The sequence below is a fragment of the Sphingobacterium shayense genome (assembly GCF_013179575.1).
Taxonomy (GTDB): Bacteria; Bacteroidota; Bacteroidia; order Sphingobacteriales; family Sphingobacteriaceae; genus Sphingobacterium; species Sphingobacterium shayense.
Map to the genome: position 1 here is coordinate 1 of NZ_JABMCQ010000102.1, position 14,281 is coordinate 14,281.

Here is a 14,281-nt window from a genome sequence, read left to right on the forward strand (position 1 = left end):
AGAAAACAGCGTTTGACGTGATCAACAATATGGGGTCTCATGACTACTGGGTGGCCAAGAGCTTTATACTACTTGCGGATACTTACGCCAAGAAAGGCGATAATTTTCAAGCGAAAAGTACATTGGAAAGTATAATTGAAAATTATGAGGGAGAAGATGATGTTATCCCTTCTGCAAAAGAACGATTACAAAAGTTGAACTCCAAATAGCAGGGTTTATTAAAAAGAGAAATTGCGGAAAACTAATGTTCCTTTCTAGGGCAGTGATATTGTCGATAGTTTAAGAGCAAGGGTGAGCGATCTCGTAGAATCAGTAATATTGAATGTGAAACTATTGTTTAATAAAAGTACCTTACCGCACCGAATAAATTAGGAAAGAGTAACTATCTTTGGTTCATTATAACGACCTAAATTACCTGACCACGTTAACGGGCTACTTTTGGAAACAGAGAAAAACCTGAAAGTGCCCATCAAAGCGGTCTGATCAGTACTGATTTTTGCATACCCTGGCGAATTTGGAAAACGGAGACAAACGCTAATCCAAATGTCAGGACTCCTCTCAATAGGAGACTACGATACAAAAAACGTAAATACCATCGTCTTCAAAGACTTTCGTCGAGGAAATAAATTTGATATGAATTTCGTTTTGTTTAATTTTCTTTAGTTGTATTATGGCATACGATTTGTATACCCATTTTATATTAAAAAATTTTAGTTTATGAAAAGAAATCTACAAATCGGAATTGTGGCGGTAGCATTAGCCCTCACAAGTTGTAGTACAAGCGACAATAGTACACCCGAAGGGACAACACCGGTAACGTTGAAAATGACAGACGCTCCGGCCTATTATGATGCGATTGTTCTTAATATTGATGAAATTGAAATTCTCACAACCAGTGGACGCGAAACGATTGATGTTGATGAACATCCATTTGATATTTTAAAATTTAGAAATGGACGCGATACGGTTATCGCGGAGCACGATGTTCCTTCCGGTATGATTCAGGAAATTCGATTAAAATTACACGACGAGGGAAATACTATTACGGTTGATGGCGTGACCTCACCGTTAACAACACCGAGTGGGCAATCTTCAGGTGTGAAATTAAAGATACAAGATGAATTGATCCCGAATATTGGATATACATTGCTTCTTGACTTCGACGCATCTAAATCGATTCACCAAACGGGAAATGGAAAATATATGCTTAAACCAGTAATCCGAGCCATACCCGTAGAAGTAACTGGCGCCATCAAAGGGATGATTCAACCTATTGAAGCGTTTCCGCATATATATGCGATCAGCGAGACGGATACGCTTGGAACATTGGCGGATGAAACGGGGGCGTTTTATTTTCCAGGAGTGCTGCAAGGTGAATACAAAGTGATTATAGAACCGTCGTCAATGGATTTTCCGACCGACACTATATATGATGTTAATGTTTCTAACGGAATGGTTAACGATTTAGGGACGACCGTGCTTGAATAACATTTAACAACTGTTCATTTCTTCAAAAGTCCATTCATTTTTAATTTAATGAATGGACTTTTGGGTATTATAACCGATTGTTTAACCCAATAGTTGACTAGTTTTTTTAGAACTTTGCTTTTACTACAATTGGGAAATGGTCAGAGGGAAGCTTCGCTTCGTAATCTTTGAAAGACAGTTCTTTTGGGAAATCTCCTTTTTTCACCTCTCGGGAGCTCGCTTTCGGGGCTCGGTAACTTTCTGTTAGGATAGCATAGTTTTTTACTTTCAAATGCTCAGTTACGAATACATGGTCTATACGACTATCCGTGAACAGGTTTGTGTCGAAGGCGTTAAAGGTTCCGCTCCAGGCATATCGAAGAGGAGCAACCACGTAACTGTCGCGAATTACTCCAGACTGTTCTATAATATTATAAATAGGATTATTCTGATCGACATTGAAATCCCCTGTTAACACGGCTGCTTCATGCGGTTTAAGCATGTCTTTGATTCGACGAACCACAAGCTTACTGCTTTCTTCCCTGGCTTTGGTTCCTACATGGTCCATATGTAAATTAAAGAACCACAATTTCTTTCCTGTATTCTTTTCTTCTAAATGAATATATGTACAAATCCTAGGCAGGGCTGCGTCCCAACCTTTTGACGGCTTGTCGGGTGTCTCAGATAGCCAAAAATTTCCAGAATCAAGGACGTTGAACATATCTTTTTTATAGAAGATTGGCGCAAACTCGCCTGCATCTTTACCGTCTTGGCGACCAACACCAACATATGCGTATCCAGGTAATTGCTGGGTTAGATCTTCTAGTTGATTAATCAAGACTTCCTGGCAACCTAGAATGTCGTAATCGATAAACTGGATTAAAGAGCTAATGACCGGCAGCCGGTGATCCCATCCGTTTCCGTTAGGGCGATCATTTTTATTGTCATATCGAATATTGTAGCTTCCGATCGTTAAATCCAATGTCTGACTATATGCAAGAACGAAGGATAGATTAAAGATAAGAGCGGTGCCAATAATTTTTAAAAAAAACTTCTTCATAAAACTAATCTTTTGCAGTTAACTCCCTTGTAAAAGAGTAAGGGAATGCACTTTCCGAGATTCCTCGTTGTTTGTTCGGCTCGGCGCCCATATCAAATTGGAGGTCGCCTCCTTTTATTAATTCGTCGTAGCGCAAAAAATTCTTATCGTAGCTGAGACCGTTGATTTTTAAACCCTGTATATACACATTTTTCGTATCGGTATTATTGCTGCTTATCACGACCTTATTGCCATTTTCGAGATTAAGGGTTACCTTCTTGAACTGGGGAGATCCTAATACATATTCTCCTGTAGCCGGAGCGACTGGATAGAAACCCATAGCAGAAAACACGTACCAAGCGGAGGTTTGACCATTGTCCTCATCTCCGCAGTATCCGTCTGGAGTAGGCTGATATAGTTTGTCCATTATCTTGCGGACCCAATATTGCGATTTCCACGGTTCGCCAGCATAGTTATAAAGGTAAGGCATGTGTTGTATTGGTTGATTGCCATGTGCATATTGTCCCATATTCATCACTTGCATCTCTCGCATTTCATGAATCATACTGCGACTATTCATGCCCTCATAACTTGGAATAACAAACACTGTATCTAACATTGCTGTAAAGGCTTTATTTCCACCCATCAGTTCAATTAATCCTTGTGGGTCATGGAAGACACAAAAGCTCCAGTGCCATGAATTTCCTTCTGTAAATTCACGTGACCAAGCACTAGGATCAAAGTTTTCCATAAACTTCCCTTGGCTATCTTTAGGACGCATTAATTTTGTTTGTGCGTCATATAAATTTTTATAATTTAAGGCGCGTTTGGCATACACATCTGTCTCTGCACTTGGACGTCCTATGGATTTTCCAAACTGAAAGATGCACCAATCGTTATATGCGTACTCTAAGGTGCGGGCCACATTTTGATTAATATCCTTTCCAAATGGGATATACCCAAGGTCATTATAAAGCTGGAAACCGGTTCTGCCGGTAGCTGATATTTTAGGATGGGCATGGTTTGCGCCATGCTGTAGAGCTTCCCATAATAATTGTGTGTCATATCCTTTTCTGCCAGTTATTAAAGCATCGGCGACAATTGATGCAGAGTTGTTTCCGATCATCGATTCTCGGTGACCTGGACTCGCCCATTCAGGTAGAAAACCACTCTCTTTATAGGCATTTACTAATCCCTCTTGCATCTGATCATTCATGGATGGATACAGCAGGTTTAACAGTGGGAAGAGGGAGCGAAATGTATCCCAAAATCCTGTATCAGTAAACATAGCGCCCGGTAAAACTTTGCCATTATACGGCGAGTAATGAACTCTATTTCCTTTCGCATCTATTTCTGAGAAATCACGTGGGAATAGTGTTGAGCGGTATAGTGCAGAGTAAAATGTTCGAACTTTATCTAAATTGTCATCTTCAATTTCCACTCTGCCAAGAACCTCATTCCAGCGATCTTTTCCGGCTTGTTTAACTTCTTCAAAAGATTTGTCAGCGACCTCTTTTAAATTCAACTCGGCTTGTTCGAAACTAATAAAAGAAGATGCAATGCGCGCTATGACTTCTTCTCCCTTTTTAGTCTTAAATCCAACAATTCCACCCGCGTGGTCGTCCTGAATTTCTAACTCGTCTTCTCGTATCGCATTGCTTTTTACGCCTGCTTGATAAGTGAACGGCTTATCAAACTCAATAATGAAGTAGTTTTTGAAATTTTCTGGAACACCGCCACTATTCCGGGTAGTATATCCGATAATTTTATTTTTCTCAGGGATAATCTTGATGTACGAACCTTTGTCGAAAGCATCTACCGCTACGAATGCGCTGTCTGTTTCTGGAAAAGTGATTCTGAAAATTGCAGATCTTTCTGTGGGCGATAATTCGGTTGTTACATCATAATCTGCCAGGTATACGCTATAGTAGTAAGGTCGCGCAATTTCTGCTTTGTGAGAAAACCAACTCGCACGCTTTTCTTGGTCAAATTCCGCTTTACCGGTCATCGGCATAATTGAAAATTGGCCATAATCGTTATTCCAAGGGCTAGGTTGATGTGTTTGCTTAAAACCTCTGATTTTATCGGCAGTATAGGTATAGACCCAGCCATCGCCCATTTTTCCTGTTTGTGGGGTCCAAAAATTCATACCCCATGGTCGAGCGATTGCAGGATAGGTATTTCCATGAGATAGTTCAAACTTAGATTGGGTACCAATCAGCGGATTCGCATAGTCAACCGGGCTTTTTACTTGTGCCGGCGATGCAATTACAAGTGATATAAAGCACGATGCTATTAAGTATTTTATTCTTTTCATCATTTAAAATTAGAGAAACAATGTTGAATAAGAAAATTTTTGCTAAATCTATTTAGTTGCTATTGATCGAGCAAACAGTCGCATCGCCAAGATGGCATAAAAAGCGATGTTATATGTTAATAAAACCTATTGTTGACGATGAAACTTAATAAAGCGTAACAATATTTTTACGCCCTTTATGGTCGTATTTTTTTAGACTCCCTTCCGTCATCAGAGATAAAAGAGTAAAACTTTATAAGCTCCTATAAATTATAGGCTTTAGAAGAGCTGCTTTTTATCGGATATATTTTAATGCGGAGCCAGCCTACTTGTCCATTATTGAAATAGCTAGGTAATCATGAATGACGCGCAAAGAGCGTCTTATTACCGGTATAACTGTATTATGCGTTATTGGTTGTCGAGTGTACTACATTCTTCTTTTTTTATATTTAATCTTTATATTTCTGACGTTAAATGATGTTTTTTTGGATTCCGTTTCCATCTTTAACTAGAATCTTATGGCGATTTTTTCTAAAATCACTGATCTTCTAAAGATAAAAAATTAACCTCAAGTTGTGTGATTAGTAAATGTTAAGAATCATTGTATTAACAATGCTAACATTAGGAGTTAAATTTAATGCGATGTTAATATCCGGTTAATATTCGTTAATATCTGGTCTGTCTGGGTAGGTAAATCTACCGACATTAGGTGCGTTGAAACTTAATTGATTAACTAACTAAATAACAAAACTAGATGAACAAAAGAAAAATTGCTTTTTTAGCAGCTAGTCTTTTCTTCTCGACCGGCTTGTTTGCCCAAACACAGCTAAAAGGTCGAGTTGTAGACGGGAACGGAGCACCTATCCCCGGTGTTACCTTATCCCTAAAAGACGGAACGGCCACCCAAACGGGTACCAACGGAGAATTCTCAATCACTTATGACCAGGCAGGTCAGCTTAATATTTCGGCAATTGGGTACAGTGGTAAGATGATAAATTTGTCGAATCAAACTTCGGTAGAGATTATTTTAAATTCCGCGACTGAAGATCTAGATGAAGTAATTGTTACCGCGTTAGGTATTTCTCGTGACAAAAAATCACTTGGATATGCTGCTCAGCAAGTGAATGCGAAAGAATTAACCCAAGCAGGACCGGTAAACGTGACGAATGCATTATCAGGTAAAGTAGCGGGAGTACAGGTAAATCAATTTGGTGGTACCGTTGGGGCGTCTGCACGTATTAGTTTGCGTGGTAACTCGGGAGTAAGGGCGGATCAACAACCATTAATTGTTGTTGATGGAGTTCCGATTTCAAATGATACACAACGATCGGGTGATAACACGTATAGTGGAGTCGATTACGGATCAGGAATTAACGATATTAATCCGGAAGATATCGAATCAATGACAGTACTCAAAGGAGGATCTGCCGCTCTTTACGGTATGCGTGCCGGTAACGGCGTTATTCTCATCACGACTAAATCGGGTAAAAAGGGGCAGAAAGGGATTAAGCTTTCTTATGACGGGAATTTTTCCGTAGATAAAGCTTCTTATCTTCCAAAAATCCAAAATTTATACGGTCAAGGTTTTAATGGTGATGAATTTCATTACAATCGTTCTGGAGGAAATCTTTCATATCAAGACTATGCAAGAAGCAAGGCGTTTGCTTATGATGATGGAACAGGTAGTGGTAATGGAGTGAATGACGGCTTCGATGAATCTTGGGGCCCTCGCTTGGATGTAGGGTTAAAGTTGCCACAATTTGATAGCCCTGTAGAAAATGGCATTCGTCAAGCTACTGATTGGATGTCTCACAAAAATAACATACGTGATTTTTTTCAGGTTGGACATTCCATGAACCACAATCTTTCGCTACTCGCGCAATCGGAAAAATCAAGTACACGTGCATCTCTATCTTTTCGCGATCAGGTCGGAACCGTACCTAATACCGACCAGAAGCGTTACGGTATCCAGCTGAATAATAACACGACAATTTCAGATAAGGTGTCTTTTGATGTGAGTACCAATTATACGCGAACGGAAAGTGATAATATTGTGAGTCAAGGTTACGACGGAAATAATCCGATGAACGGTTTTATCTGGAGTGGTCGTCAGATCAATATGCAAAGTCTTAAAAATAACTGGGACCAAAGGGATGAGCGTGGAGATTACACACTCTACAATTGGAATACGAACTACCACGTTAATCCATATTTTAACGTCCATGAAAATACAAATTCGTATAAAAGAGATCGTTTTTTCGGAAAAACATCGCTTTATTATCAACCATTCGAGTTCCTGAAATTCGAAGGACGTGCCGGACTGGATTATTACAGTGCGCAAGCATTTGAAAAGAACTATTTCAATAGTGCATTTCCATTTGGTGGGTTTCGTGATCGCAAAACGGATAATACAGAACTAAATTTAGATTTCATTGCTTCATTTAATAAGCAGTACGGTGATTTCAATGTTTTAGCACTGGCGGGAGCCAACTACAGAGATGTGCAGTGGGGTAATTCTGTGATTGGCGCAGATGCGCTTGCGGTACTGGGCGTATACACGGTAGCTAACAAAATGGGAGACGCTATTTCAACGATGGATCACACGCACGTTCGTTCTAATTCGGTTTTCGCATCCGCAAATCTAGGGTGGCGCGATCAGTTGTATTTAGATGTGAGTGCGAGAAATGATTGGAGTTCCACGATTAAAGACGATTTCTTTTATCCTTCAGCTAGTTTAAGTTGGCTTCCAACATCGACATTCGAGAATCTGAAGGGTGATGTTTTGAGTTTTTGGAAATTGCGTGGGGGATGGGCTGAAATTGGTGCCGGTGCGTCTGCCTATCAAAATCGAGCATATTACTATGCACAAGACAACGCCTTTAACGGGGTTGCGCAGATGTATCATACAATGACATTGCCTAATGAACAGCTAAAACCAGAAAGTGTCCGTACTTGGGAGGTGGGAACAGAAATTGGCTTGTTTAACGATCGTCTTCACGCTGATATCGCATATTACTATAAAAACACGAGAGATCAAATTTTAGAAGTCGCTACATCAAATGTGGTTGGCTTTAACAGGATGCTTTTAAACGCCGGTGAAATTGAAAATAAAGGTATCGAGATACAATTGAGAGGAGATATCATTAAAAAAGATGACGGTTTTAATTGGTCCACCACTGTAAACTATGCAAAAGACAATAGTAAGGTGATTGAACTTTATCCTCAACTGGATCTAGACACTTACCAAATTGGGTGGACCTGGGGGGTCGCAAATGTTGCTCGAAAAGGCGAGCAATGGGGTACTTTGGTAGGCGGTGGATACGATCGCGTGGAAGAAGGCCCAATGAAAGGCGCTATCAAAGTTAATAACACTGGTCTAGTGGTAAACAAAAGTGGACAAGAAATTGGTAATGTTACACCAAATTTCCTAGCGAGCTGGCGTAATGATTTCACATATAAAGACTTCTCATTTGGATTCTTATTGGACCTCCGTGTCGGCGGCGACATTTGGTCACAAACGATGAGTCATGCATATGGTGCAGGTGTTGCAGCGATAACGGTAGAAGACGGAGTTCGCGAACGCGCGATTGTTGCGGGACGAGATGTAATGAAGGATGAAAAGTTTGCGATGATGGACGGTGACGGAAACTGGGTGGAAAACACGATCGAAACTGATGCACAAACATGGTATCGAAACGGCGGGATTTCTGAGATGTATGTTTTCGACGGCTCATTTCTAAAATTAAGAGAGGCTTACTTAACGTATAATGTGCCATCTCGTTATTTGCAAAATTTAAAAGGAATCAGCCGTGTCAACGTGTCCCTAATTGGATCGAATCTAGCTTTACTTTGGACGCATAAATCTAATACGATGCGTATTGATCCGGAGACTGGAGGTGTTTCGAGTGATAGCCGTGGTGTTGGTTTCGAACAAGCATCCGTTCCTACCTCGCGTAGTTTTGGACTAAAATTAGGCGTTTCATTTTAAGGAGTTACAATCATGAAAATAAAATTTAATAAATATACAACTCTTGCCTGCCTGACATTTGGTCTGGCGGCGGCAAGCTGCACGAAGTCTTTTGAAGACGTAAATACGGATCCAGATGCATTCACTGAAGTTCCTACTACAAATATTTTAGCGAATGTATTGCGCAACACAGGCCAGTCCTTTGGTGGCGATGTGGCTGGATATGGCACTTTCGCCGGATATATTGTAAAGATCCAATATCTTGATTACTTAGGAGATTTGATTCCAACGAACAATACGTATGGTAACCGCTGGGCAGCATGCTATTATAATAACACGCAATTAGACATCCTCCTCGAAACAACAGAGGAAAAAGCGGACTTGTATAAAAATGTCCGATTTGTTGCACGTATATGGCAGAACTACATGTGGTCCTACCTGACAGAAGGATGGCGTGATGTACCTTACTCGCAAGCTTTACAAGGGCGGGAAGAAGACGGTAGTGTACTTAAAGCGCAATACGATAAACAAGAGGATATTTATCCAGCTCTATTACAGAGCCTGAAAACTATTGCGGATGAAATGGCCGATGGACTTGGAACGGATGATCTTGGGGATGGCGATTTTATCTATCATCGTAATGGGATGGACCCAATCGACGAAGTTAAAAATTGGCAGAAATTCTGTAATTCATTACGATTAAGACTCGCTATGCGTATTTCTGCAGTGGCACCTGATTTAGCGAAATCCACAATTGAAGAAATTGCAGGTGATCCTACGAAATATCCTGTATTAGAAACCAATGAAGAAAACTGTTATTTAACATATCCTGGTGGAGCACCGTATTATGAACCTTGGAACAATGACGGGTACGTGGGAAAGCGCATTGATAATTATGGAATGTCAGATATTTTTATCGATCATTTAATAGAGATGGAAGACCCTAGAATTGCTAAAGTTGCTAATAAAGCTTCTGACGGAACCTATCGAGGTTTCCAAAACGGAGCAGAGGCGTCGCCATCTCCATTGACGACAATTTCGTTTATTGGAGATAAATATATGAAGGACCCCGCTGGTTTTACACCTTTTTATAAATCCGCTGAAACATTTTATATATATGCGGAGGCAGCGATGCTTGGATATAATGTCGGCATGACGGCAAAAGACGCTTATGAGAAAGCTGTCCGGTTGTCGATGGAGGATAATCAAATTGCTAGTGCTGCGGTTGATGCTTATTTAGCGGGCAAAGGAAAATGGAATAACACGAAAGAACGTATTTGGTGGGATATGTGGGTTGCCCTGTTCAAAGAAAACTTTGAAGCATGGAGTTTATACCGCCGTACAGGTATTCCTTCGACAAATTATCCGTCATTAAATTCGGTATTTGGTGATGCTCATAATGATCAGCCGTTTCGTTTGCCATATCCAAACAATGAATTCTTGTATAACACAGAAAATGTGAATCAAGCAAATTCTAATGTTAAAGACTACGCGTGGGGAGAACAAATGTGGTGGGATCAACGTAGTGACGTTTTTTAAAAGCAGTTAATGATCATATCAAAGGAAGAGCTGTCAATTGACGGCTCTTCTTTTTTATGTGACTAGACGTCCGGACTTCGTTTTCGACGTTAATATCCTGTGCATATTGGCTAAAATGAATGTATTGATGATTAGAATTTCTTTTTAGTTTTAGAACGTAATATAGAATGATGGACTAAAAAGGAAATTTAAAGAAGTTATATTGAATAAAAATATGAGAGTAAGCAAAGGGTTTGTGCGTATTATTTTGGTTGTTATTGCACTGGCAGAGGGAATAAATAGTGTGCGAGCGCAGAGTGGAGATCAAATTCTAGACGGGATAGGAGAAACGGGTATGATTGCGCGTTATGTTTTTGACGGTAATCTTAAAGATTGGTCTCGGAATAATTTACATGCTGAATTTCAAAGTGCGAATATTAATTTTGTTCAGGACGAAAAATTTGGTAAAGTGCTGTCCCTTGCGGGCGGTCCAAACGACTATGTTGTCTTGCCATCAGGTACTTTATCGAATCTAGAATCTTTAAGTATCTCGGGATGGTTGTTATTACGCTCATCTCAACAGGGACAGTATTTCTTTGATTTTGGCAAGAACCACGACCAACATTTTTTTGCTAGCCCAGTTGGTACATCTGAAGATAAAGGGTTTCAAACTTTAGTTACCGCAGGCGGTACTAATAAATCAGAAGCTGTTTCTTCAGTGCTAGCACAAAACAAGTGGATACACGTAGGCATCGTGGTCGATGTCTTCTCAAAAAAAATAACGACTTATCTTGACGGCAAACTTGTAGCTGAAGGTTCCAATATACCAAAGGAACTGGCAGCAGTTTTTGAAGCGGATAGCGAATCGCCGAACAAGTTATATATAGGAAAGTCGCTAGATTTGAAAAAACCGAGTTTAAACGCGCTTTTACATGACTTCCGAATTTATCGCGTACCGCTTACTGAGAAGCAAATTGCAAATATTTATTATAATGCTTTTAAAGGCGTCCGTGAAGACGCCCAAAACATGGGGAAAGTAGAAGATGATCTACCTAGCTACGAACTCAATAAAGCTCAATTTTATAACGCGTATCTTACCGCGGTAGCTGATGTAACAGTGGAAACAGCCTTAGGAGAACTGCCACGCTTACCGAGTTTTATACAAGGGTCATATAAAGATGGGATAGTAGGTCCAAAAGTACGGGTTATATGGCCTGCAGATGCCGACAATGAGGCTGTAAAGAAAGCGGGCGAGTATACCGTTACTGGACGGATTCCAGGAACAAATTTGAAACCGAAAGCTACAGTTCGAGTGAAAGGATTAGAAACTGGTACAGCTCCTTCACAAAAATTAGAGGTTTTTGCGTTGAATCAGGTTTCTCTAAACAATGATGATGAAAATCACGATACCAAGTTTATTGAAAATCGGGACAAATTTATAACAACGCTTGCTAAAACTGACCCGAATTCCTTTCTGTATATGTTCCGACATGCATTTGGTCAAGAGCAGCCTGCAGGCGCCGTACCATTAGAAGTTTGGGATAGTAAAGACACCAAGCTCCGCGGTCATGCGACGGGTCACTATCTCACAGCGATAGCGCAATCTTACGCGAGTACAGGATATGATAAAAGTCTACAAGAAAACTTTGCGCAGAAAATGGAGTATATGGTAGACGAACTTTACGAGCTTTCGCAACTTTCTGGTAAGGCAAAACAAGCGGGTGGAGATTACGTTATAGATCCGACGGCTGTGCCCGTCGGTCCGAATAAAACTGATTACGATTCTGACTTGAGTGACAAAGGGATCCGTAACGACTATTGGAACTGGGGAGAAGGCTTTATAAGTGCTTATCCACCGGATCAATTTATCATGTTAGAACACGGTGCAACATACGGAGGGAAGAATAACCAAGTTTGGGCACCCTATTACACCCTCCATAAGATTCTGGCGGGTTTAATTGATATTTATCAAGTTAGTGGTAACGAAAAAGCCCTCCGAATTGCCGAGGGTATGAGTGAATGGGTTTACGCCCGCTTGAGTAAGCTTCCTGCCGAAACGCGGATAAAAATGTGGAATACTTATATTGCTGGTGAGTTTGGTGGAATGAACGAATCGATGGCCCGCCTGTATGATATCACTAAGAATTCAGACTATCTAAAGACCGCAAAGCTGTTCGATAATATAAAAATGTTTTATGGTGATCAGGATCATTCCCACGGATTAGCTAAAAATGTGGACACGTTCCGTGGGTTGCATGCTAATCAACATATTCCACAGATTGTTGGTAGCATCGAGATGTACAGGGTTTCGAATAATCCAGACTATTTTAAAATTGCCGACAATTTCTGGTACAAAGCCGTTAACGATTATATGTACAGCATTGGTGGGGTCGCCGGCGCTCGAAACCCCGCAAATGCTGAATGCTTTATCAGCCAACCTGCGTCCTTATACGAAAATGGGTTCTCAGCTGGAGGACAAAATGAAACATGTGCCACGTATAATATGTTAAAGTTAACGAGTGACCTTTTCCTGTTTACGCCACGTGCCGAGTTAATGGATTATTATGAAAGAGGGTTGTATAACCATATTCTGGCCTCTGTGGCTGAAGATAGTCCCGCGAATACTTACCACGTCTCCTTGCGTCCAGGTGCGATGAAGCAGTTTGGTAACCCAGATATGAAAGGTTTTACCTGTTGTAATGGAACGGCAATTGAAAGCAGTACAAAGTTGCAAAATTCGATCTATTTTAAAAGTAAGGATAATGAGAATCTGTATGTTAATTTGTTCATCCCCTCAACCTTAAGCTGGACAGAGCGGAATGTTACGCTGACCCAGTCGACGAGCTATCCTAAAGAGGATCAGACTCGTTTAGATATCAAAGGGAACGGTAATTTTACCGTACATATACGGGTGCCAGGATGGGCCACCAAAGGGTTTGTTGTAGAAATCAATGGAAAGAAGCAGGAGTTGCAAGCAAAACCTGGAAGCTATCTTCCCATTAAACGAGACTGGAAAGACGGCGATCATATTGAAATAAGAATGCCATTTGCATTCCACTTGGATCCTGTTATGGATCAGCAAAATATCGCAAGCTTATTTTATGGACCCATATTGCTAGCTGCACAGGAAGCTGAACCGCGAAAGGAATGGCGAAAAGTAACCTTTAATGCGCGAGATATTAGTGAAACCATAAAAGGCAACCCAGAAAAACTGGAGTTTACTATCGATGGCGTTGAATATAAGCCGTTTTATGATACCTATGGACGTCATTCGGTTTATCTTGATGTAACCCTAAAGTAAATTATCTAAAACCCCTAAAGCTTTCGCTTCGAATCGCTCGAAGCGAAAGCTTTTACGTAGGATTGATTATAGGTCGATCTAAGCTCTTATCGACATTTTCCATTTAATTTGTGTGTTACGCTTCCGGAAAAATGAAATTCCTTATCCATTTTCTTTCGAAGATTCAGGCAAAGGGGAGACTCCATTGAAAGCCTGATAGAAAATTTTTATGGAAAGCTCGTGCCCTCTGTCCCTAAAAAGCCATTCACCCATTGTGTCTTTTTATTGGGATTCCAGTGTTTTTCTTGTAACTCGAGGACATAGAAAAAGAAAACGCGTACCCTTTAATGAGTACACGTGATCTCCTTTTAACTAATTGAAACAATCTTTTAAGTAGGTAAACTAATTACGCTTAGTCAGCGTAACTGTTTTGATATTTCCTGGTATTACGTATCGTCCTTGACCATCTTTTTTGTATCCGAGGACTTTATAGCGGTCATTTTCGATATTTAATAACGTGTTTTCTGTATAGCTATCGTTCGCGCTTGCCAAGGACAGTCGTATCTGGGTAGTGGTAGGGTCATATTCTAAGGATTGCAGCTGGCCCGCATCAAGAGTGATCCATAGCCTCTGTTCAGCGAGGAACACACGAGCTCTGGAGGCAGTAGTTAAATCCACTTTAATTTTCCCCTTAGATTCAGTGAGATTTCCACT

Annotated in this window: 8 protein-coding genes; 5 read left to right on the forward strand and 3 right to left on the reverse strand. The window is 40.5% G+C overall.

What is annotated here, in order from left to right; all coding sequences use genetic code 11:
* Together HP439_RS12295 and HP439_RS12300 are read left to right on the forward strand one after the other, a co-directional pair.
* The coding region (locus HP439_RS12295) for a tetratricopeptide repeat protein (protein WP_172390637.1) at nucleotides 1-209 on the forward strand (209 nt) is incomplete at its 5' end.
* A 508-nt stretch (nucleotides 210-717) separates the two neighbouring features.
* The gene (locus tag HP439_RS12300; RefSeq protein WP_172390638.1) at nucleotides 718-1,488 is read left to right on the forward strand and encodes a DUF4382 domain-containing protein; all 771 of its coding nucleotides are present in this window, start codon (nucleotides 718-720) and stop codon (nucleotides 1,486-1,488) included.
* A 106-nt stretch (nucleotides 1,489-1,594) separates the two neighbouring features.
* Here the strand turns inward: HP439_RS12300 and HP439_RS12305 are convergent, their stop codons facing one another.
* Entirely contained in the window at nucleotides 1,595-2,527 is a 933-nt protein-coding gene (locus tag HP439_RS12305; RefSeq protein ID WP_172390639.1) for an endonuclease/exonuclease/phosphatase family protein, read from the reverse strand.
* A gap of 4 nt (nucleotides 2,528-2,531) precedes the next feature.
* Entirely contained in the window at nucleotides 2,532-4,823 is a 2,292-nt protein-coding gene (locus tag HP439_RS12310; protein WP_172390643.1) for a GH92 family glycosyl hydrolase, read from the reverse strand.
* Nucleotides 4,824-5,556: 733 nt separating this feature from the next.
* Here HP439_RS12310 and HP439_RS12315 point away from each other — a divergent pair.
* From HP439_RS12315 to HP439_RS12325, 3 genes are all read left to right on the forward strand, one after another.
* The gene (locus tag HP439_RS12315) at nucleotides 5,557-8,790 is read left to right on the forward strand and encodes a SusC/RagA family TonB-linked outer membrane protein (RefSeq protein ID WP_172390640.1); all 3,234 of its coding nucleotides are present in this window, start codon (nucleotides 5,557-5,559) and stop codon (nucleotides 8,788-8,790) included.
* A gap of 12 nt (nucleotides 8,791-8,802) precedes the next feature.
* Nucleotides 8,803-10,308, forward strand: coding sequence for a SusD/RagB family nutrient-binding outer membrane lipoprotein (locus HP439_RS12320; RefSeq protein ID WP_172390641.1), 1,506 nt, complete (start codon nucleotides 8,803-8,805; stop codon nucleotides 10,306-10,308).
* Nucleotides 10,309-10,522: 214 nt separating this feature from the next.
* A complete protein-coding gene (locus tag HP439_RS12325) occupies nucleotides 10,523-13,588 on the forward strand; it encodes a beta-L-arabinofuranosidase domain-containing protein (protein WP_172390642.1) in 3,066 nt (1,021 codons plus the stop codon).
* A 381-nt stretch (nucleotides 13,589-13,969) separates the two neighbouring features.
* Here HP439_RS12325 and HP439_RS12330 read toward each other — a convergent pair.
* Nucleotides 13,970-14,281 (reverse strand): DUF5695 domain-containing protein (locus tag HP439_RS12330; protein ID WP_246229348.1); only part of this gene is annotated, 312 nt, incomplete at its 5' end.